Raw genomic sequence first — 24,329 nt, 5'->3', positions numbered from 1 at the left:
CTCCCGTCGACAATCGTGAGGGGACCCCGATGACCGCGTCCGACGGTGCCAGCCGGATCCCCGGCATCGACGACGGCACCAACGCCGCCGCCGTGTCGACCACGGCCGAGACCAGCGAGCCGCTCGACGCGGCGACGTACGCCGAGCTGCGCGAGATCGGCGCCCGCTACCCCCAGGCCCGCTCCGGGCTGCTGCCGATGCTGCACCTGGTGCAGAGCGTCGAGGGCCGGGTGACCTCCCGCGGCATCGAGGCCTGCGCCGAGATCCTCGGCATCTCCGCGGCCGAGGTCAGCGGCGTGGCGACCTTCTACACGATGTACAAGCGGCGTCCGGTCGGCGACTACCACGTCGGTGTCTGCACCAACACGCTGTGCGCGGTGATGGGCGGCGACCTGATCTTCGAGCGGCTCAAGGAGCACCTCGACGTCGGCAACGACGAGACCACCGACGATGGCGCGATCACCCTCGAGCACGTCGAGTGCAACGCCGCCTGCGACTACGCACCGGTGATGACGGTCAACTGGGAGTTCATGGACAACATGACGCCCGACTCGGCCTGCGCGCTCGTCGACCGGCTCCGGGCGGGCGAGCCCGTCAGCAGCACGCGGGGGCCCCGCCTGGTGACCTGGCGCCAGGCCGAGCGGGTGCTCGCCGGCTTCCCCGACGACCTCGCCGACGAGGGACCGTCGGCCGGCCCCTCCTCGCTGGTGGGGCTGCAGATCGCGCGCGAGCGCGAGTGGACCGCCGAGGCCCGGCCCGACGGCGACGACGACTCTGCCGCCGAGGCCACCGCCGAGCAGGTCGACCCCGCCAGCTCCGGCGCGGCCGAGGGCTCGCACGAGGCCGAGGAGATCGAGGACGACGCCGCGGTCGCGGCGTCCGACGCCGACGTCAAGCACGAGGACAACCCCGACAACCCTGGGGGCGACGACAAGTGAGCCGCTTCGACACCCTGACCCCGGTCCTGACGGACAACTGGGACGCCGACCGCTCGTGGACCCTGGCGTCCTACGAGGACCGCGGGGGGTACGCCGCCGTGCGCACCGCCCTCGGCATGGCGCCCGCCGACGTGGTCGAGGCCGTCAAGGCCTCCAACCTGCGCGGCCGTGGCGGCGCGGGCTTCCCGACCGGCATGAAGTGGGGCTTCATCCCGCAGGACAACCCCAAGCCCAAGTACCTCGTGGTCAACGCCGACGAGTCCGAGCCGGGCACCTGCAAGGACGTCCCGCTGATGATGGCCAGCCCGCACACGCTGGTGGAGGGCGTCATCATCGCCTCCTACGCCATCCGGGCCAGCCACGCCTTCATCTACGTGCGGGGCGAGGTGCTCCACGTCGTCCGGCGGCTGCAGCGCGCCGTGCAGGAGGCCTACCTCGCCGGCCACCTCGGCACCGACATCCACGGCTCCGGCTACAGCCTCGAGCTGACCGTGCACGCCGGGGCCGGTGCCTACATCTGCGGTGAGGAGACGGCGCTGCTCGACTCCCTCGAGGGACGCCGCGGGCAGCCCCGGCTGCGCCCGCCCTTCCCGGCGGTCGCCGGCCTCTACGCCAGCCCCACGGTGATCAACAACGTCGAGTCGATCGCGTCGGTGCCGAGCATCATCGCGCGCGGGGCCGAGTGGTTCGCCTCGATGGGCACCGAGAAGTCCAAGGGCTTCGGCATCTTCAGCCTCTCCGGCCACGTCGCCAACCCGGGGCAGTTCGAGGCCCCGCTCGGCATCACGCTGCGCGAGCTGATCGACCTCGCCGGCGGCATGCGCGAGGGCCACGAGCTGAAGTTCTGGACCCCCGGCGGGTCCAGCACCCCGATCCTCACCGCCGAGCACCTCGACGTGCCGCTCGACTTCGAGGGCGTAGCGGGCGCCGGCTCGATGCTCGGCACGCGCGCGCTGCAGCTCTTCGACGAGACCACCTGCGTGGTGCGCGCCGTGCTGCGGTGGACCGAGTTCTACAAGCACGAGTCGTGCGGCAAGTGCACGCCGTGCCGCGAGGGCACCTGGTGGCTGGTGCAGACGCTGGCCAACCTCGAGCAGGGCAAGGGTCAGGAGTCCGACCTCGACCTGCTCGACGACGTCTGCGACAACATCCTGGGGCGCTCCTTCTGCGCGCTCGGCGACGGTGCCACCAGCCCGATCACCTCCTCGATCCAGTACTTCCGCGAGGAGTACCTGGCCCACCTCACCCACGGGGGCTGCCCCTTCGACCGCGAGGCCTCCACGGTCTTCGCCCGTCAGGAGGTCCCGGCGTGACGACGACCCCGGAGAAGTCGAAGGAGACCGCGCCGCAGCGCAGCGACGAGGTCACGGTGACCATCGACGGCGTCGAGGTCTCCGTGCCCAAGGACACCCTGGTGATCCGGGCCGCCGAGCAGATCGGCGTGCAGATCCCGCGCTTCTGCGACCACCCGCTGCTGGCGCCCGTGGGCGCCTGCCGCCAGTGCCTGGTCGAGGTGCCCGACGCCGGCAACGGCCGCGGCATGCCCAAGCCGCAGGCGTCGTGCACGCTCACCGTCGCCGACGGCATGGTGGTCAACACCCAGGCCACCTCGCCGGTCGCTGACAAGGCGCAGCAGGGCGTGATGGAGCTGCTGCTCATCAACCACCCGCTCGACTGCCCCGTCTGCGACAAGGGCGGCGAGTGCCCGCTGCAGAACCAGGCGATGAGCAACGGCCGCGGCGAGACCCGCTTCGTCGAGCACAAGCGGCTCTACCCCAAGCCGATCAACATCTCGGCCGCCGTGCTGCTCGACCGGGAGCGCTGCGTGCTGTGCGCGCGCTGCACACGCTTCTCCGAGCAGATCGCCGGCGACCCCTTCATCGCGCTGGTCGAGCGCGGGGCGCTGCAGCAGGTCGGCATCTACGAGAAGGAGCCCTTCGAGAGCTACTTCTCCGGCAACACCATCCAGATCTGCCCCGTGGGGGCGCTGACCTCGTCGTCCTACCGCTTCCGCTCGCGTCCCTTCGACCTCGTCTCCACGCCGAGCGTGACCGAGCACGACGCCAGTGGCTCCGCGATCCGGGTCGACCACCGCCGCGGCAAGGTGATGCGCCGCCTGGCCGGCGACGACCCCGAGGTCAACGAGGAGTGGATCACCGACAAGGACCGCTTCGGCTTCCGCTGGAGCCGGCTCGACGACCGGCTGACCCACCCGCTGGTGCGCGACCACGGCCCCGACGGGGAGCCCGGTGAGCTGCGCGCGGCGAGCTGGCCCGAGGCCTTCGCGGTCGCGGCGCGCGGGCTCGCCGCCGCCCGTGAGGCCGGCGGCGTCGGCGTGCTGCCCGGTGGTCGCCTGACCGTCGAGGACGCCTACGCCTACGCCAAGTTCGCCCGCGTCGCGCTCGGCACCAACGACGTCGACTTCCGCGCCCGGGCGCACTCGCCGGAGGAGGCGGCCTACCTCGCCGCCCACGTCGCCGGCACCACGCCCGGCGATGGTGCGGTGACCTACGCCGACCTGGAGTCGGCCCGGGCCGTGGTGCTGGTGGGCTTCGAGCCCGAGGACGAGGCCGGCTCGGTGTTCCTGCGCCTGCGCAAGGCCGCCCGCGGCGGCGTGACCTCCGGGTCGTCGCTGCTGGGCGTCTGGTCGATCGCGCCCTACACCTCGCGCGGGCTGCACAAGCTCGGCGGCACGCTGATCCCGACCCGTCCCGGCGACGAGGCCGCGGCGGTCGAGGCGCTCGCCCACGACGGCGACGTCGCCCTCGACGCCGGCGGGCTCATCCTGGTCGGCGAGCGGATGGCCGCCGTGCCCGGCGTGCTCAGCGCCGTCGCGCGGCTCGCGGCCACCACGGGTGCCCGCGCGGCCTGGATCCCGCGTCGCGCCGGCGACCGCGGCGCGGTCGAGGTCGGCTGCCTACCGACCCTGCTGCCCGGGGGGCGTCCCGTCGCCGACGCCGCCGCCCGGGTCGACCTGGCTGCCGCCTGGGGCGTCGACGACGTGCCGGCCCAGGCGGGCCGCGACACCGACGGCATCGTCGCCGCGGCGGCGTCCGGCGAGCTCGGCGGTCTCGTCGTCGGCGGCGTCGACCCCGGCGACCTGCCCGACCCGGTCCTCGCCGCGAAGGCACTGGCGCAGGTGGGCTTCCTGGTCTCCCTGGAGGTGCGCGAGTCGGCCGTGACCGCGCTCGCCGACGTCGTGCTCCCCGTCGCGCCGCCCACCGACAAGTCCGGCTCCTACGTCAACTGGGAGGGCCGGGTGCGCCAGTTCGGCCCGGTGCTCCACGTGCCGGGCTCGCTGCCCGACGTCCGCGTGCTGGCCGGGATCGCCGAGGAGATGGGCGTGCGCCTCGGCGTCCGCTCGCCCGAGCAGGCCTGGGACGAGCTCGCCCAGCTCGGCGGCTGGGACGGCGAGCGAGCGGCGCACGACCACGTCGCGCCGTCCGCGTCCACCGCGGGCGAGGCCCCGGGCCTCGTGCTGGCCTCGTGGAAGCAGCTGGTCGACGACGGCCGGCTCCAGGACGGCGACGACGACTTCCGGGCCACGGCCCGCGCCCCCCGGGTGCTGGTCTCGCAGGCCGTGCTCGACCGGCTGGGCGCCCGTCCGGGGGAGCGGGTCACGCTGACGGGTCCGCTCGGCTCGGCCGAGCTCCCCATCGGCGTCGCCGACCTCGCCGACGGCACCTGCTGGGCGCCGGCGAGCGCGCCCGGGCTCTCGGTGCGCCACCTCGTCGGCCCCGCGGGGTCCGCGGTGTCGCTGACCTTCGGAGGAGACGTCTGATGGGCCCGACGCTGGAGAGCTTCGGTCAGGACCCCGTGTGGGTCGTGATCCTCAAGGCCGTGCTGGTCTTCGTGGTGCTGGTGCTGCTGACGCTCTTCAACATCTGGTGGGAGCGCCGGGTGGTGGCGCGGATGCAGCACCGCATCGGCCCCAACCGCAACGGCCCCTTCGGCCTGCTGCAGAGTCTCGCCGACGGCGTGAAGCTGGCGCTGAAGGAGGACATCATCCCCAAGGCCGCCGACAAGGTGGTCTTCGTCCTGGCGCCCGTGATCGTCGTGGTGCCGGCCTTCGTGACCTTCTCGGTGATCCCCTTCGGGCCCGAGGTCCGGATCCCCTTCACCGACGTCGTCACGCCGCTGCAGCTCACCGACATGCCGGTGGCCGTCATCTTCGTGATGGCGATCGCCTCGATCGGCATCTACGGCATCGTCCTGGGCGGCTGGTCGAGCGGCTCCACCTACTCCCTGCTCGGCGGCCTGCGCTCCAGCGCCCAGATGATCTCCTACGAGGTCGCGATGGGCCTGGCCCTGATCACGGTCTTCCTCCAGGCCGGCACGATGTCGACCTCCGAGATCGTCAACGCCCAGGCGGGGCTGTGGTACTTCGTCCCGCTGCTGCCGTCCTTCATCATCTACGTGATCTCGATGGTCGGCGAGGTCAACCGCGCCCCCTTCGACCTGCCCGAGGCCGAGGGCGAGCTCGTCGGCGGCTTCCACACCGAGTACTCGTCGCTGAAGTTCGCGCTCTTCTTCCTCGCCGAGTACATCAACATGGCGACCGTCTCGGCGATCGCCACGACGCTCTTCCTCGGCGGCTGGCGCGCGCCCTTCGGCATCGCCCAGGTCTGGGAGGGCGCCAACGAGGGCTACTGGCCGGTGCTGTGGTTCTTCGGCAAGATGCTCGCCTTCATCTTCTTCTTCATCTGGCTCCGGGGCTCGCTGCCGCGGCTGCGCTACGACCAGTTCATGGACTTCGGCTGGAAGGTGCTGATCCCGATCTCCCTGGTCTGGATCGTGGGCGTGGCCGGCATGCGGATCGTGCGCAACGAGTACGCCGGCCAGCTCGACCAGACCTGGCTGTTCGTGGCGGCGGGCGTCTTCGCGGCGGTGCTCGTCGTGCTGCTCCTGCTGCCCGAGCGGCGCCAGCCCGAGCCCGAGCCCGAGCGGGCCGAGTTCGACGCGTTCGCCGGCGGCTACCCGGTGCCGCCCATGCCCGGCCAGGAGCTGCCCGCCCGGGTGCCCACCGGCGCGACCACCCATGACGGAGGGAACGACTGATGGCCTCGTTGAAGGAGCAGCTCTGGGACCCGGTCGCCGGGTTCGGGGTGACCTTCCGGACGATGTTCCGCAAGGTCGTCACCGAGCAGTACCCCGAGCAGAAGGAGCCCACGGCCCCGCGCTTCCACGGCCGCCACCAGCTCAACCGCTGGAGCGACGGCCTGGAGAAGTGCATCGGCTGCGAGCTGTGCGCCTGGGCCTGCCCGGCCGACGCGATCTACGTCGAGGGCGCCCCCAACACCGACGAGGAGCGCTTCAGCCCCGGCGAGCGCTACGGCCGCGTCTACCAGATCAACTACCTGCGCTGCATCCTGTGCGGGCTCTGCATCGAGGCCTGCCCGACGCGCGCGCTGACGATGACCAACGAGTACGAGCTGGCCGACAACAACCGCAGCGACCTGATCTACGAGAAGTCCGACCTGCTCGCGCCGCTGCTGCCGGGCATGGAGGCGCCCCCGCACCCGATGCAGGACGGCGCCGACGAGGGCGACTACTACCGCCGCAACCTCCGGCCGCACACCGGCACCAGCACGGGCACCGGCACGGGTGGTGAGACCGCGTGATCGCCTTCTGGATCCTCGCGCCGGTCATGGTGGTCGCCGCGCTGGGCATGGTGCTCGCCCGCAAGGCGGTGCACTGCGCGCTGCTGCTGGCGGTCGTGATGATCAGCCTGGCCGTGCTGTACGCCGTGCAGGACGCGCCCTTCCTCTTCGCCGTGCAGATCATCGTCTACACCGGCGCGATCCTGATGCTCTTCCTCTTCGTGCTGATGCTCGTCGGGGTCGACGCCTCCGACTCGGTGGTCGAGACCATCCGTGGCCAGCGCCTGGCCTCGGTGCTGCTCGGCCTGGGCTTCGGGGTGCTGCTGGTGCTGGGCGTCGCCCAGGTCTCGGTGGGCACCGTCGTCGGACTCAGCGAGGCCAACGCGGGCGGCAACATCGAGGGCATCGCGGCGGTGCTCTTCTCGACGTACTTCCTGGCCTTCGAGGTGACCGCCGCGCTGCTGATCACCGCCGCCCTCGGCGCGATGGTCCTGGCGCACCGCGAGCGGCTCACTCCGAAGGCGACGCAGGCGGACCTCGCCGCGCAGCGGATGCGCGACTACGCCGAGCACGGCAAGCACCTCGGTCCGCTGCCCCCACCCGGCGTCTACGCCCGCCACAACGCGGTCGACACCCCGGCCCTGCTGCCCGACGGGTCGCCTGCGCCCACCTCGCTCTCGCGGGTGCTCACCGCCCGCGGCTCCACGCTGTCGCCCCCCGGGAGCGCGACGCAGGTCGAGCGCATCGGCGGCTCCGACGAGGACGTGGCCCCGCGTGACGACGCCCCGGAGGGTGGTGCCGGCCGATGAGCGAGACCCCCTTCCTGGTGCTCAGCGCCATCCTCTTCACCATCGGTGCCGTCGGGGTGCTGACCCGGCGCAACGCGATCGTGGTCTTCATGTGCGTGGAGCTGATGCTCAACGCCGGCAACCTCGCGCTGATCACCTTCGCCCGCACCACCGGCACCCTCGACGGCCAGATCGCGGCGTTCTTCGTCATGGTCGTCGCGGCGGCCGAGGTCGTCGTCGGGCTGGCCATCATCATGACCATCTTCCGCACGCGTCGGTCGGCCTCGGTCGACGACGCGAGCCTGCTGAAGTACTGACAAGGGAGAGCGACCACTCGTGATCTCAACTGCCATCGACGTCCTGACGGCGGAGGGCGGCGGCATGCCGCCCCTCGTCGAGCCGGGCGCGGCCGGCTCGCTCGCGCTGCCCCTGGTGCTGGTGATCGCGCTGCCCGCGCTCGGCGCTGCGGTGCTGCTGCTCGGGGGGCGGCGTACCGATGCGTGGGGGCACCTGCTCGGCACCGCCACCGTCGTCGGCTCCTTCGTGTGCTCGCTGTGGCTCTTCCTCGGCATCCTCGGACGTCCCGAGGACGAGCGGCAGATCACGCAGTCGCTGTGGACGTGGTTCTCCGCCGGCGAGTGGACCGTCGACCTCGGCCTGCTCTACGACCCGCTCTCGGCGCTCTTCCTGCTGCTGATCACGGGCGTCGGCGCGCTGATCCACGTCTACTCGATCGGCTACATGGAGCACGACGTGCGTCGTCGCCGCTTCTTCGCCTACCTCAACCTCTTCGTCGCGGCGATGCTGGTGCTGGTGCTGAGCTCCGACTACGTCGGGGTCTTCCTCGGCTGGGAGGGCGTCGGCCTGGCGTCGTACCTGCTGATCGGCTTCTGGCAGCACAAGCCGTCGGCCGCGGCCGCGGCCAAGAAGGCCTTCGTGATCAACCGCGTCGGTGACATCGGGCTCTCGCTGGGCGTGGGCCTGATCTTCTTCACCTTCCACACCACCTCCTTCGACGAGGTCAGCGCGCTGACCTCGGAGGCCTCGGCCGGGGTGATGACCGCGATCGGGCTGCTGCTCCTGCTGGCCGCCTGCGGCAAGTCCGCGCAGTTCCCGCTGCAGAGCTGGTTGCTCGACGCCATGGAGGGCCCGACCCCGGTGTCGGCGCTGATCCACGCCGCGACGATGGTCACGGCCGGCGTCTACCTGATCGTGCGCTCGCAGTTCGTCTTCGAGTACACCGACGCCGCGCGCACCGCCGTCGCCGTCATCGGCACCATCACGCTGCTGATGGGTGCCTGGATCGGCTGCGCCAAGGACGACATCAAGAAGACGCTGGCCGGCTCGACGATGAGCCAGATCGGCTACATGGTGCTCGCCGCCGGGCTCGGCGTCGCGGGCTACGCCTACGCGATCTTCCACCTCGTCGCCCACGGCGCCTTCAAGGCCAACATGTTCCTCGGCGCCGGCTCGGTGATGCACGGCACCAACGACGACGTCGACATGCGCCACTACGGCGCGCTGCAGAAGGCGATGCCGGTCACCTTCATCACCTTCGCCATGGGCTACCTCGCGATCATCGGCTTCCCCGGCTTCTCCGGCTTCTGGTCCAAGGACCGCATCATCGAGACGGCGCTGGCGGAGAACCTCGTGCTGGGCCTGTGCGCCCTGCTCGGTGCGGGCGTCACCGGCTTCTACATGACGCGCCTGATGCTGATGACCTTCTTCGGCGAGAAGCGCTGGGAGGACGACGTGCACCCGCACGAGTCGCCCAAGGTGATGACGATCCCGCTGATCGTGCTCGCCGCGCTCTCGGTCTTCGGCGGCATCATGATCGCCGGCGACTGGATCAAGAAGTTCCTGGCGCCGGTCACCGGCGAGGGCGAGGCCCACCACCTGCCGGTCTCGCCGCTCGTGATCAGCCTGGTCGTCACCGTCGTCGTGGCGATCGGCGTCGCGGTCGCCTGGATGCTCTTCGGCCGCCGCGAGATCCCGCGCGAGGCGCCGACCGACGTCTCGCCCTTCACCCGCGCCGGCCGCCACGACCTCTACGGAGATGCCATCAACGACGTCCTCGTGGTCGGGCCGAGCAAGCAGCTCACCGCCGGCCTCGCGACCTTCGACCGCGCCGTCGTCGACGGCGGTGCCATGGGCACGGCCTCCGCCATCGGCGGCCTGTCGGCGGTCGCGCGCCGGGTGCAGAACGGCTTCGTCCGCTCCTACGCCCTCGCGCTGCTCGGCGGCGCCGCCCTGGTCCTCCTCGCGCTCGTGGCGGTGAGCTTCGCATGAGCATCCCCGTGCTGAGCGTCCTGCTGCTGCTGCCCATCCTCGGGTCGGTCGTGGTGGCCCTGCTGCCCGCGCGCGCCGCGGCCACCGCCCCCAAGACGGTCGCCCTCGGCTTCTCGCTGGTGACCCTCGTGCTCGGCGTCGGCCTGGCCGTCGCCTACGAGCCCACCGGCGGCGAGCAGTTCGTCGAGGAGGTCGAGTGGATCGGCGTCTTCGGCGCCCACTACGCCCTCGCGCTCGACGGCGTGGGCCTCGCGCTGGTCCTGCTGACCTGCATCCTGACCCCGGTCGTGATGCTGGCCTCGTGGCACGACGGCGACGAGGGTCGCTGGGGCGCCAAGGGCATGTTCGCCTGGATCCTCGCGCTGCAGGGCCTCTCGCTCGGCGTCTTCCTCGCCGTCGACGTCTTCCTCTTCTACGTCTTCTTCGAGGCGACGCTGATCCCCGTCTACTTCCTGGTGGCGGGCTACGGCGGTCCCGAGCGCGTCCGTGCCGCCGTGAAGTTCCTGCTCTGGTCCCTCGCCGGCGGGCTCGTCATGCTCGCCTCGGTGGTCGGCCTGTACGCCGTGTCGAGCGCGGCGGGGGAGCCGACGTACCTGGTGCGCGAGCTCGCGGAGCTCGACATCGACACCTGGGCCGGTCGCTGGATGTTCCTCGGCTTCTTCATCGCCTTCGCGATCAAGGCGCCGATGTTCCCGGTGCACACCTGGCTGCCCGACACCACGCAGCAGGCCACGCCCGGCACCTCGGTGCTGCTGGTGAGCGTGCTCGACAAGGTCGGCACCTTCGGCATGATCCGCTTCTGCCTCGAGATCTTCCCCGAGGCCTCGGTGTGGGCGACGCCGGTCGTCGTGGTGCTCGCGATCTTCAGCATCCTCTACGGCGCCCTCATGGCGATCGGCTCGAGCGACATCATGCGGCTGATCGCCTACACCTCGGTGTCGCACTTCGGCTTCATCGTGCTGGGCATCTTCGTGATGAACAGCCAGGGCCTCTCGGGTGCCAACCTCTACATGTTCAACCACGGGCTCTCGACCGCTGCGCTCTTCCTGATCGGGGGCTACCTGGTCAAGCGGCGGGGCTCCCAGCGCATCGAGGACTTCGGCGGGGTCGAGAAGGTCGCCCCGGTGCTCGCCGGGCTCTTCCTGGTCGCCGGCCTCTCCTCGCTGGCGCTCCCCGGGCTCTCGCCCTTCGTCTCCGAGCTGCTCGTGATCGTCGGCGCCTTCGTGTGGTCGCCCTGGGCCGGTGCGGTGGCGGTGCTCGGCATCGTGCTGGCGGCGGTCTACGTGCTCTGGCTCTACCAGCGCACCATGACCGGGCCGGTGGCGCCGGGCGTGACGGGCATGCGTGACCTCGGCGTCCGCGAGATCGGCGCCGTCGCGCCGCTCTTCGCGCTGATCGTGCTGCTCGGCTTCTACCCGCAGCCGCTGCTCGACGTCATCAACCCGGCCGTCGACGACACCATGTCGCAGGTCGGCACCACCGACCCGCAGCCCTCCGTGACCGAAGGGGAGGCACCCTGATGACCGGCTTCCAGGCTCCGAACGTCGAGTGGCTGACGCTCTCGCCGCTGCTGGTGGTCTTCCTCGCGGCCGTCGTGGGCGTGCTGGTCGAGGCCTTCGTGCCCCGCGCCCAGCGCTACGCCGTCCAGGTCGGGCTGTCGCTCGCCGCGATGGTCGGCACCCTGGTGGCCTCGCTCGTCGTCTTCGCACGGCTCAGCCCCACCGCCGACGAGGCCGAGCTCGGCCGCGTGGTCGCGGCGGGCGCCGTGGCCGCCGACGGCCCGGCGGTCTTCACCTGGGTGCTGCTCAGCGTGCTGGGCCTGCTCAGCGTGATGCTCTTCGCCGAGCGCAAGGTCGAGAGCGGTGTGCTGACCTTCGCCGGCCAGGCGGCCGCGCTGCCGGGCACCGAGGCCGAGCGCGAGGCCTCGACCCGGGGCCTGTCGCACACCGAGGTCTTCCCGCTGATGCTCTTCGCCATCGGCGGCATGATGCTCTTCCCGGCGTCCAACGACCTGCTGACGATGTTCGTCGCGCTCGAGGTGCTCTCGCTGCCCCTGTACCTGCTCTGCGGGCTCGCGCGCCGTCGCCGCCTGCTCTCGCAGGAGGCGGCGATGAAGTACTTCCTGCTCGGCGCCTTCAGCTCCGGCTTCTTCGTCTACGGCCTCGCCCTGGTCTACGGCTACGCCGGCTCCATGGGCTTCGCGCAGATCGCCGCCGCCGTGTCGGCCGACACCGGCAGCCGGGCGCTGCTGCTCGGCGGCATCGGCCTGATGTCGGTCGGCCTGCTCTTCAAGGTCGGCGCCGCGCCGTTCCACGCCTGGACGCCCGACGTCTACCAGGGCGCGCCGACCGCGGTCACGGCGTTCATGGCCGCGGCCACCAAGGTGGCGGCGTTCGGGGCGATGCTGCGGCTCTTCTACGTCGCCTTCGGCGGCAACCGCGACGACTGGCTGCCGATGGTCTGGGCGGTCGCGATCCTGACCATGGTGGTCGGGTCGGTGCTCGCCATCAGCCAGACCGACGTCAAGCGGATGCTCGCCTACAGCTCGATCGCCCACGCGGGCTTCCTGCTCACCGGCTTCCTCGGCATCCGCTCGCTCGACGAGGTGGCCCCCGGCGGCCTCACCGGCGTCAGCGCCGTGCTCTTCTACCTGACCACCTACGGCTTCACCACGATGGCCGCCTTCGCCGTGGTCAGCATCGTGCGCGACGCCGGCGGCGAGACCACGCACCTCGCGCGCTGGCAGGGGCTGGGCAAGGAGTCGCCGCTGGTGGCGGGCGTCTTCGCCTTCCTGCTGCTGGCCATGGCCGGCATCCCGCTCACCAGCGGCTTCACCGGCAAGTGGGCGGTCTTCGCCGCCGCCACCGCCGCCGGCGCCTGGCCGGTGGTCGTCGTCGCGGTGCTGATGTCGGCCGTGGCGGCGTACTTCTACGTGCGGGTGATCGTGCTGATGTTCTTCGCCGAGCCCGTCGGCGACGGGCCCAGCGTGGCCGTGCCGAGCGCCCTCACCACGGTCGTGATCGCGGTCGGGACGCTGGTCACCCTGGTGCTCGGGATCGTGCCGGGTGCACTGATCGAGCTGCTGGGCAACGTGGGAGTATTCATCAGGTGACCGGTTCCCTGGCCCTCCCGGTCCTCGACGCGGACCTCGAGGACCGGCTGCGGCAACGGCTCGACGTGGTGGAGAAGGCCCTCGCCGGCCACGTCGTCAGCGAGGCGGCGTTCGTCACCGAGGCGGCCAGCCACCTGATGGAGGCCGGCGGCAAGCGCTTCCGGCCGCTGCTGGTGCTGCTCGCCGCCGAGGCCGGCACCGCCCCGGCGTCCGACGCGGTCATCACCTCGGCCTGCGTCGTCGAGCTCACCCATCTCGCCTCGCTCTACCACGACGACGTCATGGACGAGGCCGACCTGCGACGGGGCGCCGCCTCGGCCAACGCCCGGTGGGACAACCACGTCGCGATCCTCACCGGCGACTTCCTCTTCTCCAAGTCCTCCGAGCTCACCGCCGAGCTCGGTGCCGACGCCGTGCGGATCCAGGCGCGGACCTTCACCCGGCTGGTGGAGGGGCAGATCCTCGAGACGCTCGGACCCATCGACGGCACCGACCCCCTCGAGCACCACCTGCGCACCGTGGCCGGCAAGACCGGCTCGCTGATCGCCACCTCGGCCCGCTACGGCGCCCGCTTCTCCGGCACCCCGGCGGAGGTCGAGGAGGCGCTGGCGGCGTACGGCGAGAAGGTCGGCGTCGCCTTCCAGCTCTCCGACGACATCCTCGACATCGCCTCCGACTCCGAGGAGTCGGGCAAGACCCCCGGCACCGACCTGCGCGAGGGTGTGCCGACCCTGACCACGCTGCTCGCCCGCCGCTCGACCGACCCGGCCGACGCCCGCCTGCTCGAGCTGCTCGCCGCCGACCTCACCGACCCCGCGCTCCACGCCGAGGCCCTCGGCCTGCTCCGCGCCCACCCCGCCCTCGCCGAGGCCCGCGACTACGTCGTCGGCCTCGCCACCGAGGCCAAGACCCACCTCCAGGCCGTCCCCCCCGGCCCCGTCCGCGACGCCCTCGACACCTTCGCCGACCTCGTCGCGACCCGGACGGCATAGGCGCGCGGGGTCGTGGTGCCGGTTTCACCAGTTAGCTGGTGAAACCAGCACCTCCCCACCGAAACTTCGGTGGGAAGGTAACAGCTTCCGTAGGTCAATGAGGTGCACGAGGCGCGATCACGCGGCGAGCCCGAGCATCCGGCGGGTACGCCGCGTCGTCTCGCGGGGCCGCGCGAGGTCGTCGTGGACGAAGCGGATCATGCGCATCTGGGTCTGCTCGCGGACCAGGTCCTCGCGACGCTTCTCGGCGTACACCACCTCGGCGGGGTCCTGGCCCGGGAGGAGCGAGCGGCCGTACTTCATCCTTCCGTCCGCCTCGCCCAGCAGCTCGTGCTCGGGCCAGCAGAAGTCGACCCGTGCGAGCAGCACCCCGTCGTCGGACCAGACTTTGAACTGCAGCTCCGGCTCCGGGATCTGGTGTCGCCAGAAGAGCATGCGCAGCAGGGTCTCGAGCACGGACTCGGCGCCCGGGCGGGTCAGGCGGACCACGAGCTGCAGCCGCCGGCTGTGCGGGTGGTGGCCACGGCGCTTGAACGTCTCCACCACCTCTCCGAGCTCCGCCAGGCCGTGGTGCAACAGGGAGTCGACCACCACGACACCACTCAGGACGTCGTGCAGGCTGGCGGTTCCGAGGGCGGCCAGGGTCGGCGTCACGAGCAGGCGGTGGCCGTCCCAGTACAGGTCCTCGGGCGTCCACCGCGGGGCGTGGTAGGTGATGTCGCCGCGGACGGCCGCGTTGCCGCCGTCCAGACGGACGACGTGCACGTGGGTCAGGTCGGGCCGGAAGAGCTCGAGCCCGTGGGCGACGGCCGCGGAGGTATGGCTCAGCGCGACTCTCTCCCGGTGGACGAGCATCACGGCCTTGCAGCGCAGGAGGTAGCGCCCGACCTCGTCGAGATTGCGCCACACCACGGCCGAGCAGTAGGCGCCATGACGCACCCTGACGATGACACCGGCACGCAGCGACCGTGCAAGCTCGCGGTCGTCGTGGCCGAAGGCCAACGCGTCACGGCGGAGGAAGAGCGTCTCGGGAGTGAGGTGAAAGAGGTGGTCCATGACGCCCGAGGATGCGGCCGTCCTGCCGTGCGCGGGAACGGCGTACGGCGGGCTGTGGACAACTGCCCGAGCCGACCGCCTGTGGACGCGGAACGGCTCCTCGCGCGGAGACTCGGAGAGGCGTGGCGACCTACGGAAACTGGCACTTCCCCGCCGAAACTTCGGTGGGGAAGTGCCAGTTTCACCAGTTAACTTGTGAAACCGCCAAACGGTCAGGCGCGGTAGGAGACCACCACGGAGGGGCGGGGGAAGGGGGAGTCGGGCCAGGTGGAGGCGGGGGACTCGAAGGTGGAGCCGTCCCGCTCGCCCGGGTGCTGGATGGCGGCCCAGACCGAGCGCTGGTCCTCGGAGATCAGCGGGCCGCAGCACTCCGCGCCGAGGGGCACGGTGAGGAACATCTGCACGTGGCCGCGCTGGTGGCCCTCGGTCGGGACCCGGAAGAGGCCGTCGTTGGAGCCGATCACGTTGCCGTCGGTGGAGACCCACAGGTTGCCCTGGGCGTCGAAGGCGACGTTGTCGGGGCAGCTGATCGGGCTGACCAGCTGCTTGGGGTAGCCCGCGAAGTAGGTCTCGGGGGCCTCCGGGTCGCCGCAGACGAGCATCAGGTCCCAGTCCATCGACGTCGAGGCGTGGTCGCCGCCCCGCGGGCTGATCTCGAGCACGTAGCCGTTGCGGTTGCCGCTCGCCGGGGTCAGCGGGAGGTTGCGCTCCGCCCGCACCATCGAGGTCGCGAGCGGGTTGGGCTCGTCGACGGGGAAGGTGCTGCCGCGCTGGGAGTTGTTGGTCAGCGCGCAGTAGACCTTGCCGGTGACCGGGTTGGGCTCGATGTCCTCGGGCCGGTCCATCCGCGTGGCCCCGAGCTTGTCGGCGGCCAGCCGGGTGAAGACGAGCACCTCGGCGACGCTCATGCCCTCGACGAAGGACTGCTTGTCGGTGCACAGCGGCAGCCACCGCCCGCTGCCGTCGTACGGCGCCTCGGGCGGCGTCTCGCCGTCGAAGCGGGCGACGTAGAGCGTGCCGGTGTGCAGCAGGGTCAGGTTGTGGCGGCGGGCGGCCTTGGAGTCGCCGCGACGCATCTTCTTGCGGGAGACGAACTTGTAGATGTAGTCGCCGCGCTCGTCGTCGCCCATGTAGGCCACCGCGCGGCCGTCGTCGGCCAGCGCCACGTTGGCGCCCTCGTGCTTGAAGCGGCCGAGCATGGAGTGCTTCTGCGGCACCGAGCCCGGGTCGTAGGGGTCGATCTCGACGATCCAGCCGAAGCGATGCGGCTCGTGCGGCTCCTCGGAGAGCGAGAAGCGGTCGTCGACCTCGCTCCAGCCGCGGGTGTCGGCGCCGGTGATGCCGTAGCGGGCGTACTGCGCGGCGTAGCGCGGGTCGAGCCCGTCGCCGGCGTCGAAGTACTGGTTGAAGTTCTCCTCGCCCGAGAGCACCGTGCCCCACGGCGTGTGGCCGCCGGCGCAGTTGTTGAGGGTGCCGTAGACGCGCCGGCCGGTGAGGTCCTTGGAGGTCCGCAGCAGCGGGTGGCCCGCCGCCGGACCGGTGACCTCGAAGCGGGTGCGCAGGCTGATCCGCCGGTTGCGCTTGGTACGACGCACGGGGACGGTCTCCCACGAGCCCTGCCGCCGGCCGCGCTGGATCTCCACGACCGACAGGCCGTGGGCGGCCATGGCGACCTCCTTCTGGAGCCGCTCGTCGGTGCCCGTGGGGAACATCAGCTCCTCGTTGGTGTACTCGTGGTTGACCGCGAGCAGGGCCTTGTTGCGGTTGGTGTGGAAGACGCCGACGTAGTCGCAGTTGTAGCCGAACTGCTCGTACTGCGCGTCGGCGCTCTGCCGGGTGACGTCGAAGCGGGGCGCCTTCCTCGTGACGGGGTCACCCCAGCGGATGACCACGTCGGAGCGGTAGCCGCGCGGCACCGTGACGTCGTCCGTGCGGTTGGGGGAGACCACGCGGAAGGGGTCGGTGCCGACGTCGTTGCGACCCCGACCCCGACCACGACCACGGCCCCGCCCACCCGGGGCGGCGACCGGCGAGACCGGCGCGGCGGCCGCACCGGGGGCGGTGAGCCCCGTGACGGCGAGGGCGCCGAGCCCGACGCCGCCGGCCTTGAGCAGCGAGCGGCGACGCAGCGCCTGCTCGGCGATGTCGCGGAACTCGGGGTTGCCCGAGGTGTTGGGGGCGTCGTGGAAGCAGGCGTCCGCACAGCGGTACTTGCAGGTCATCGCACTGCGGGAGCCGTGGGGGCCCTGGACAGGGGTCAGCGGCAGGAGCTTGGGCTGGGTCTGGGGCTGGGTCATCGTGTGAGATCTCCGAGTCGACGTGGACGGTGACCCCACTCAACCTAGACCGGCGTACGCCGGAGCGGCAGGGGCGTGAACGGTCGGCAAACTGCGGTGCACGCGTGTGCAACCCCCTGCTCAGAGCCGGATCGCGCGTCCTGCCTCCGGCCCGGGCTCGGTCAGGGCGGCCTCGACGAGGGCGGCGACGTCGTCGGGGAAGGGAGCGCTGGCGGCGCGCCCGCTGACCCGCCCGCTGTCGACGTGGAGGCCGAGGACCTCCTCGGTCGCGCGCAGCGACCCGCCGGCCCACAGCTCGTGCCACAGGCGCAGCAGCTTGCGGGAGCCGCCGATCGCCCAGGTGCGCGCCTCGAGCAGCTCGCCCGGCCCGACCTGGTCGAGGTAGCGCACGTGCGCCTCGACGGTGTAGAGCGAGGCGCCGGTGCGCTCGCGGTACGCCGGCCCCATGCCGAGGGCCTCCATCGCGGCGTCGGTCGCGCGCCCGAGGACGAGCACGTAGTACGCCTCCGAGAGGTGGCCGTTGTAGTCGATCCACTCCTCGCGCACCGGCTCGCTCCAGGTGCACAGCGGCTCGCGGGGCTCGCTCACGCGCGCCCCAGCGCCCGCAGCACCGCGATCACGCCGGCGTCGCGCTCGGCCACCAGCTCGTCGATGGTGCGGCCGTCGGCCTCGCGCTCGCAGCCGGACACCACGTCGTCGCGCAGCTCCCGGGTCAGCTCGGCGGCCACCAGGCGGGTCCAGGGCGACTGCAGCGACGGGCCGAAGTGGTCGAGCATGTGCGCCATGCCGCCCTGGCCACCGGCGAGGTGGAAGGTCAGCATGGGGCCGTGGACGGGCCACCGCAGCCCCGGGCCGTCGGTGATGGAGAGGTCGATCTGCTCCACCGTCGCCTCGCCGGCGGCGACCATGTGCAGCGCCTCGCGCCACAGCGCCTCCTGCAGCCGGTTGGCGATGAAGCCGGGCACCTCGCGCTCCATCGTGATCACCGACTTCCCGACGTGGCGGAAGAAGTCGGAGGTCCACGCGACCACCTCGGCCGAGGTCTTCTGCCCCCCGACGACCTCGACGAGCGGGATCAGGTACGGCGGGTTGAAGGGGTGGCCGACGACCGTGCGCTCCGGCGTCGCGCACCCGACCTGCATCTCGCTCATGCCGTAGCCCGAGGTGGAGGAGGAGATCACGATGCCGGCCGGCGCGGCGGCGTCGACGTCGGCGAGCAGCCGGATCTTCAGGTCGAGGTCCTCCGGCGCGCTCTCCTGCACGAAGTCGGCGCCGGCGAGCGCCGTGGCGAGGTCCGGCTCGTAGCGCAGCCGGTCGCGCGAGGCGCCCTCGGCGAGCCCGAGCTCGGTGAGCGCGGGCCAGGCGGCGTCGACCAGGTGGCGGAGCCGGCCCTCGGCGTCGGGGGAGGGGTCCCAGGCCACCACGTCGTAGCCGTGGGCCAGGAAGTAGGCGACCCAGCCGCCCCCGATCACGCCGGTGCCGACGCAGCAGACCGTGCGGACGTCGCCGACGGCGACGGGTGGGGTGCTCATCGGCCCCTCGGCTTCAGGTCGAGCAGCTCGCGGGCCTCGTCGGGCGTGGCCACCGAGGCGCCGAGCGCCTCGATGATGGTGACCGCCCGCTCCACGAGCTGGGCGTTGGTCGCCTTGACGCCCTTGGAGAGGTAGAGGTTGTCCTCCAGGCCCACGCGCACGTGGCCGCCGAGCAGCACCGACTGCGCCACCCACGGCATCTGCATGCGGCCCAGCGCGAAGGACGCCCACTGCGACCCCTCGGGCAGCTGCTGCACCATCGAGGCGAGCAGCATCGGGTCGGCGGGAGCGCCGTACGGGATGTCCATGCAGAGCTGGAAGAGCGGCGGGGCGTCGATCAGGCCCTCCTCGACCAGCTGCCGGGCGAACCACAGGTGCCCGGTGTCGAAGATCTCCATCTCGCACCGCACGCCGAGCTCCTGGATCCGCTTCGCGCCCTCGCGCAGCATGTCGGGCGTGCTGACGTAGACCAGGCTGCCCTCGCCGAAGTTCAGCGACCCGCAGTCGAGGGTGCAGATGTCGGGCAGCAGCTCCTCCACGTGCTTGAGGCGCTCGACGCCGGAGACGAGGTCGGTGCCCTCCACGAAGGTGGTGGGGTCCTGCGGGTCGAGCACCAGGTCGCCGCCCATGCCGGCGGTGGTGTTGACGATGACGTCGACGCCGCTCTCGCGGATCCGCTCGACCGCCTCGCGGTAGTAGGAGACCTCCCGGGAGCCCTGGCGGGTCTCGGGGTCGCGCACGTGCACGTGCACCACCGCGGCGCCGGCGCGCGCCGCCGCGATCCCGGACTCGGCGATCTGCTCGGGCGTCACCGGCACGTGCTCCGACCTGCCGACCGTGTCGCCGGCGCCGGTCAGGGCGCAGGTGATGATGACCTTCCGGTTCATGATCGTCTTCACGACGTGGCCTCCTTCTGCTCGGGGGTCGAGCGTGTCGAGAGCCTCGCCGCGGTCGCGACGAGGGGGAGTCCGAGGTAGGACAGGTCCCGCTGCTGCCGGTCGACCCACGGGTCGTCGTAGGGCCACAGCGAGGTCTTGAGCACCGCGACGCCCAGGTCGCGGTCGACGTAGCCGAGCTGGCCGCGGCTCCCGTCGGCGACGACCCGGCGGCCGTCGGCGGTCAGCGGCCACCAGTGCCGGCCGAAGCCGGCGTGGGTGGTGATGGTGCTGGGCAGCCGGCCCGGCGCGGTGAAGGGGTACGCCGCGGCGCTCGCCGCCTCCACCCAGCCGGCCGGCAGCACCCGCGCGTCGTACGCCGTGCCGTCGAGCTGCAGGGCGGCCAGCCGCAGCCAGTCCTCGGCGCAGGCGGCGAGACCCCCGCCGGCGAGCGCCACGCCCTCGCCGTCGACCGCCACCACCGCGTCGCGCACGCAGCCGAGCTGCCGCCACAGCGTGCCCAGCGCCTCGGCGTACGTCGCCCCGGTGGCGCGCTCGCGCACCCAGTCGAGCACCTGCGAGTCGGCGGTGGAGTAGCACCACCGGGTGCCGGGCGGCTCCGCGGGCGCGACCGCGGCGAGCCGTGCGCGCGAGCTCTCGCCCGCGAAGAAGCTGGCGAGCAGCCGTGAGGCCGGTCCCGCGGCGTCGCGGTGGTCCTCGACCCAGGCGGTGCCGGTGGTCATCGTGAGCACGTGCGCCACCGCGCACCCGTCGTAGCCCGACCCGCGCAGCTCGGGCACGTGGTCGACGACCCCGTCGTCGAGCCGCAGCGCGCCCGCGCCCACGGCGACGGCCACGAGGTGCGCCAGCGCCGACTTCGACATCGAGGCCCCCAGGAGCAGCGAGCCGGGGCCGACGCCCTCGGCGTACCACTCGTGCACGACGGTGCCGCGGTCGAGCGCGAGCAGGGAGGTGGTGTGGGTGCCCCTCACCCACTCCGGCAGCGACCAGCTGCGCCCGGCGCCGTGCACCACGGCCTCCAGCGGCGCGACCGCACGGGGGAGCGGCCGCGCCGTGGTGGCCGCGACGGTGGCGTGGGGGCGCGAGGCGTCGTGGTGGGGATCCACGAAGCGCACGGAGGAGAGACCGGTCTGCTCGGCCCCCACGGCGTCGGAGGCCGGGGTCATCAGTCGATGCGCGGACTGTTGGAGAGCAGGCGCTTGGTGTAGTCCTCGCGAGGCCGGTCCATCACCTCGACGACGGAGCCCGACTCCACCACGCGGCCCTCGTTGAGGATCTGCACGCGCGCGGCGATCGAGCGCACCAGCGCGAGGTTGTGGGTGACGAAGAGCATGCTGATGCCGCGCTGCAGGCGCAGCTCCTCGAGCAGCGAGACGATCGACCCCTGCACCGAGACGTCGAGGGCCGAGGTGATCTCGTCGCACACCAGCAGGTCGGGCTCGGCCGCGAGCGCGCGTGCGATCGCGACCCGCTGCCGCTCGCCGCCGGAGAGGCGCGAGGCCTGGTAGCGCAGCACGGCCGGCCCGAGCGCGACCTGCTCGAGCAGGTCGACGACCCGCTCGGTGGCCTCCTTGCCCGAGGCGATGCCGAAGAGCTCCATCGGTCGCTTGACGATCTGCTCGATGGTCAGGCGCGGGTTCAGCGAGAGGTAGGGGTTCTGGAAGATGTACTGCACCCGCTTGCGCTCGTCCACGCTGCGCTTGCGCGAGCCCTTGCCGAGCTCCTGGCCCTCGAAGGCGATCCGGCCGGTCCACTCCCGGTGCAGCCCGCCGACGCAGCGCGAGATCGTGGTCTTGCCGCTGCCCGACTCGCCGACCAGTGCCACGGTCTCGGCCCGGCCGACGTCGAAGGAGACGCCGTGCACGACCCGCTTGGCGCCGTAGAAGACCTCGAGGTCGCCGATCTCGAGGATCACCTCGCGCGCCTTGCTGGGGTCGGCGTCGGGGACGGTGCCGCGGGAGATGTCCCAGCTGCCGATCTCGCCGGCCCGCAGGCAGCGCACCTCGTGGTCGGGGGCGATGGTGCGCAGCTCGGGCACGCTCTCGGCGCACCGCGCCTCGGCCACGGAGCAGCGGTCGTGGAAGCGGCAGCCACCGGGCCGGGCGCCCGGGGCGGGGGTCCGGCCGGGGATGCCGCTGAGCGCACGGGCCTGGCTCAGATGCGGGATGGAGTCGAGCAGCGCCCGGGTGTAGGGATGCGACGGCTCGGCGAAGATGCGCTCGCGCGGGCCGAGCTCGGCGATCTGGCCGGCGTACATCACCGCGACGCGGTCGGCGATGTTGGCGACCACCGCGAGGTCGTGGGTGACGTAGAGCGCGGCGACGCCGTGCGAGCGGCACAGCTCGGCCATGGTGCGCAGCACCATGCCCTGGGTGGTGACGTCGAGACCGGTGGTGGGCTCGTCGAGCACGAGCACCTTGGGCTTGGGCATGAAGGCCATCGCCAGGGCGACGCGCTGCACCTGGCCGCCGGAGAGCTGGTGGGAGTAGCGCCGCAGGAACTCGTCGTCGGAGGGCAGCCCGACCTCCTCGAGGCCGGCGCGGGCGTCGGCGAGCCGCGACTCGGAGGTGCCGAGACCGCGCAGCTCCATCAGCTCCACGATCTGCTTGCCGATCCTGATGCTGGGGTTGAGCGCGGCGGCGGGGTCCTGGGGGACGTAGGCGATCTCCTCGCCGCGGATCTTGCGCACCTGCTGCCACGGCAGCGCCAGCACGTCGCGGTCCTCGAGCAGGACCTTGCCGCTCTCGATCATCGCGCCGGCGCGGGTGTAGCCGAGCAGGGAGGTGCCCACGGTCGTCTTGCCGCTGCCGGACTCACCGACGAGGCCGACGACCTCGCCGGGCTCGAGCACCAGGTCGATGTCGTCGACGACGTCGGTGCCGCCCCCGCGGCCGGTGAGCACGATGCGAAGGTCCTCGACGCGGATGCCGGCGCCGGTGCGAGCGGTCGTCACTCGCCACCTCCGGGCTGGGAGAGCTGCGCGATGCCGTCGGCGGTGAGGTTGGTGCCGATGGTGAAGAGGCCGATCAGGAGCACCGGTGCCAGCACCGACCAGGGCTGCGTCGAGAGCGCCAACCTGTTCTCGTTGAGCATCTGGCCCCAGTTCGCGGCGCTCGGGTCGGTGGCGAAGCCGAGGAAGCCGAGCGCCGCCACGATCCCGATGGAGTAGGTGAGCCGCAGCCCGGCCTCCGCGAGCAGCGGGGCGTTCATGTTGGGCAGCACCTCGGCGAGGATGACGCGGGAGCGGCGCTCGCCGAGCGCCTCGGCGGCGTGCACGAAGTCGCGGGAGACGATGCCCAGGGCGACGCCGCGGGCCAGCCGCGCCACGCGCGGGGCGTGCGAGGCGCCCACGAGCAGCACGATCATCCAGGCGCGCGGCTGGCTGACCGCAGTCAGCACGAGCAGCGCCAGCAGGATCTGGGGGAAGGCGAGCATCACGTCGTTGAGGCGCATGATCACCTCGTCCCACCAGCCGCCGGCATACGCCGCGACGACGCCGATGAGCACCCCGAGCACCATGCCGAGCACGGTGCTCAGCAGCGCGATCACGAGCACGGAGCGGCCGCCGTACATCACCCGGGAGAGCACGTCCTGGCCCAGGTAGTCGGTGCCGAAGAGACCCTGGGAGGAGAAGGGGGCGCCGACCACCTCGTTCTGCCCGTGTGGGGCGAGCCAGGGGCCGACCACGACGAAGACGCTGATGACGAGGGTCAGCGCCCCGCCGAAGACGAAGCGCTTGGAGCGCAGGGCACGGCGCAGGGCCGAGGGCGAGGCGGTGGCGTCGGTGGTGCTCATGAAGAGATCGCCGTCCTCGCCCGCGGGGTGAGCAGGATCGAGAGCAGGTCGGCCACGAGGTTCACCCCGACGTAGACCGCGGCGATGATCATGCTGATCGCCTGCACCACGGGTACGTCGTGGTCGCGCACCGACTGCACCAGCTGGTTGCCGATACCGGGGTAGTTGAAGACGGCCTCGACGATGACCACGCCGCCCGCCAGCCACGCCAGCTGCAGCGCGATGACCTGGATGCCGGGCACGATCGCGTTGAGCAGTGCGTGCTTGCGCATCACCACCCGCTCGGGGATGCCCTTGAGCCGGGCCAGCTCGACGTAGTCGCTGTCGAGCACCTCCAGCAGCGTCGCGCGCACGATCCGCGAGACGTACGGAGCCACGGCGAGCACCAGGGTCAGCACCGGCAGCACCATCGCCTCGGGGGTGCTCCAGGGCGTGCTCCCCGGCGCGACCAGCGTGATCGCGGGGAGCACCTGGAAGACGGTCGTGGCGAAGAGGGCGACGAGCAGGATGCCGGTGACGAACTCCGGCAGCCCCGCGAGCGCGAGCAGCACCACCTGGATCGCGGCGTCGGGGCGGCGGCGCCGGTAGTTGGCGGAGAGCATCGCGATGCCGAAGGCGACCGGGATCATCACGACGGCGGCGATGACCACGAGCACCATGGTGTTGGCGACCAGGGGGCCGATCACCTCGGAGACGGGGCGCTGCGAGGCCAGGCCGGTGCCGAGGTCACCGCTGAGGAGGCCGCGCAGCCAGTCGAGGTAGCGCACCGGCAGCGGGTCGTCGAGGTTGAGCTGCTCGGTCAGGGCGGTACGCCGCGCGACGTCGGCGTCGTACTCGCGGCCCATGATGGCCCGCACGGGGTCGCCGAGCGACGAGGTCGAGACGTAGACCAGCATCGAGACCAGCCACAGGGTGAGCGCCGAGAGCCCGAGCCGCCGCGCCAGCCACGCCGCCCACGCCGCGGCGCCGTGACGACGCTGCGACGGGGGTGTCTCCGCGAGCGGCTCGGGGAGGGTTGCGGTCTCCGCCACCGG

General features: G+C 72.0%; 20 protein-coding genes. 11 read left to right on the top strand and 9 right to left on the bottom strand.

Features of this window, described 5'->3' with window-relative positions:
• Nucleotides 1-29 precede the first annotated feature (29 nt).
• The 11 genes from nuoE (at nt 30) to IG63_RS0104140 (ending at nt 13,719) form a co-directional block, all read left to right on the top strand.
• The gene (gene nuoE / locus IG63_RS0104190; RefSeq protein ID WP_084596590.1) at nt 30-938 is read left to right on the top strand and encodes an NADH-quinone oxidoreductase subunit NuoE; all 909 of its coding nucleotides are present in this window, start codon (nt 30-32) and stop codon (nt 936-938) included.
• Nucleotides 935-2,251, top strand: coding sequence for an NADH-quinone oxidoreductase subunit NuoF (nuoF, locus tag IG63_RS0104185; protein ID WP_030483126.1), 1,317 nt, complete (start codon nt 935-937; stop codon nt 2,249-2,251). Before nuoE ends, nuoF begins: the two co-directional genes overlap by 4 nt.
• Entirely contained in the window at nt 2,248-4,719 is a 2,472-nt protein-coding gene (locus IG63_RS0104180) for an NADH-quinone oxidoreductase subunit G (protein WP_030483125.1), read from the top strand. Before nuoF ends, IG63_RS0104180 begins: the two co-directional genes overlap by 4 nt.
• Nucleotides 4,719-5,996, top strand: coding sequence for an NADH-quinone oxidoreductase subunit NuoH (nuoH, locus tag IG63_RS0104175; RefSeq protein WP_030483124.1), 1,278 nt, complete (start codon nt 4,719-4,721; stop codon nt 5,994-5,996). Before IG63_RS0104180 ends, nuoH begins: the two co-directional genes overlap by 1 nt.
• Nucleotides 5,996-6,559 carry an NADH-quinone oxidoreductase subunit NuoI gene (nuoI, locus tag IG63_RS0104170; protein WP_030483123.1) on the top strand — a complete coding sequence of 188 codons (564 nt, stop codon included), beginning with the start codon at nt 5,996-5,998 and terminating at the stop codon, nt 6,557-6,559. Before nuoH ends, nuoI begins: the two co-directional genes overlap by 1 nt.
• Complete coding sequence (locus IG63_RS0104165) at nt 6,556-7,347, top strand: NADH-quinone oxidoreductase subunit J (protein WP_084596589.1); 792 nt, start codon at nt 6,556-6,558, stop codon at nt 7,345-7,347. Before nuoI ends, IG63_RS0104165 begins: the two co-directional genes overlap by 4 nt.
• Nucleotides 7,344-7,643 (top strand): NADH-quinone oxidoreductase subunit NuoK, encoded by a 300-nt coding sequence (gene nuoK, locus IG63_RS0104160; protein WP_030483121.1) that lies wholly within the window; start codon nt 7,344-7,346, stop codon nt 7,641-7,643. The genes IG63_RS0104165 and nuoK overlap by 4 nt, the downstream gene beginning before the upstream one ends.
• Before the next feature lie 64 nt (nt 7,644-7,707).
• Nucleotides 7,708-9,615 carry an NADH-quinone oxidoreductase subunit L gene (gene nuoL / locus IG63_RS0104155; RefSeq protein ID WP_030483120.1) on the top strand — a complete coding sequence of 636 codons (1,908 nt, stop codon included), beginning with the start codon at nt 7,708-7,710 and terminating at the stop codon, nt 9,613-9,615.
• The gene (locus tag IG63_RS0104150; RefSeq protein ID WP_030483119.1) at nt 9,612-11,135 is read left to right on the top strand and encodes an NADH-quinone oxidoreductase subunit M; all 1,524 of its coding nucleotides are present in this window, start codon (nt 9,612-9,614) and stop codon (nt 11,133-11,135) included. Before nuoL ends, IG63_RS0104150 begins: the two co-directional genes overlap by 4 nt.
• Nucleotides 11,135-12,727 (top strand): NADH-quinone oxidoreductase subunit NuoN, encoded by a 1,593-nt coding sequence (gene nuoN / locus IG63_RS0104145; protein ID WP_030483118.1) that lies wholly within the window; start codon nt 11,135-11,137, stop codon nt 12,725-12,727. Before IG63_RS0104150 ends, nuoN begins: the two co-directional genes overlap by 1 nt.
• Nucleotides 12,724-13,719, top strand: a complete 996-nt coding sequence (locus IG63_RS0104140) for a polyprenyl synthetase family protein (RefSeq protein WP_211249189.1) — start codon at nt 12,724-12,726, stop codon at nt 13,717-13,719. The genes nuoN and IG63_RS0104140 overlap by 4 nt, the downstream gene beginning before the upstream one ends.
• A 117-nt stretch (nt 13,720-13,836) precedes the next feature.
• On the opposite strand, the gene IG63_RS0104135 is transcribed toward IG63_RS0104140, so the two are convergent.
• From IG63_RS0104135 to IG63_RS0104095, 9 genes are all read right to left on the bottom strand, one after another.
• Nucleotides 13,837-14,775: a type IV toxin-antitoxin system AbiEi family antitoxin domain-containing protein gene (locus tag IG63_RS0104135; protein ID WP_030483116.1), complete on the bottom strand. Its 939-nt coding sequence runs from the start codon at nt 14,773-14,775 to the stop codon at nt 13,837-13,839.
• Between the two features lie 212 nt (nt 14,776-14,987).
• Entirely contained in the window at nt 14,988-17,072 is a 2,085-nt protein-coding gene (locus tag IG63_RS0104130; RefSeq protein WP_030483115.1) for a PhoX family protein, read from the bottom strand.
• A gap of 120 nt (nt 17,073-17,192) precedes the next feature.
• On the bottom strand, nt 17,193-17,660 hold the full coding sequence (locus IG63_RS0104125) for a thioesterase family protein (RefSeq protein ID WP_245604308.1): 468 nt from the start codon (nt 17,658-17,660) through the stop codon (nt 17,193-17,195).
• Entirely contained in the window at nt 17,657-18,604 is a 948-nt protein-coding gene (locus tag IG63_RS0104120; RefSeq protein ID WP_030483113.1) for a 3-hydroxyacyl-CoA dehydrogenase NAD-binding domain-containing protein, read from the bottom strand. Before IG63_RS0104120 ends, IG63_RS0104125 begins: the two co-directional genes overlap by 4 nt.
• The gene (locus tag IG63_RS0104115) at nt 18,601-19,503 is read right to left on the bottom strand and encodes a beta-keto acid cleavage family enzyme (protein WP_245604307.1); all 903 of its coding nucleotides are present in this window, start codon (nt 19,501-19,503) and stop codon (nt 18,601-18,603) included. The genes IG63_RS0104120 and IG63_RS0104115 overlap by 4 nt, the downstream gene beginning before the upstream one ends.
• Nucleotides 19,500-20,666 (bottom strand): serine hydrolase domain-containing protein, encoded by a 1,167-nt coding sequence (locus tag IG63_RS21275; RefSeq protein WP_051706131.1) that lies wholly within the window; start codon nt 20,664-20,666, stop codon nt 19,500-19,502. The genes IG63_RS0104115 and IG63_RS21275 overlap by 4 nt, the downstream gene beginning before the upstream one ends.
• Nucleotides 20,666-22,453: an ABC transporter ATP-binding protein gene (locus tag IG63_RS0104105; protein ID WP_030483110.1), complete on the bottom strand. Its 1,788-nt coding sequence runs from the start codon at nt 22,451-22,453 to the stop codon at nt 20,666-20,668. The genes IG63_RS21275 and IG63_RS0104105 overlap by 1 nt, the downstream gene beginning before the upstream one ends.
• Entirely contained in the window at nt 22,450-23,295 is an 846-nt protein-coding gene (locus IG63_RS0104100) for an ABC transporter permease (RefSeq protein ID WP_030483109.1), read from the bottom strand. Before IG63_RS0104100 ends, IG63_RS0104105 begins: the two co-directional genes overlap by 4 nt.
• Complete coding sequence (locus tag IG63_RS0104095; protein ID WP_245604304.1) at nt 23,292-24,326, bottom strand: ABC transporter permease; 1,035 nt, start codon at nt 24,324-24,326, stop codon at nt 23,292-23,294. The genes IG63_RS0104100 and IG63_RS0104095 overlap by 4 nt, the downstream gene beginning before the upstream one ends.
• Nucleotides 24,327-24,329: the final 3 nt, after the last annotated feature.

This window comes from Nocardioides aequoreus, from assembly GCF_000720335.1.
GTDB classification, from domain to species: domain Bacteria; phylum Actinomycetota; class Actinomycetes; order Propionibacteriales; family Nocardioidaceae; genus Marmoricola; species Marmoricola aequoreus.
Note: the sequence above shows the minus strand (reverse complement) of the source record. Positions and strands in the feature narration are given on the sequence as shown.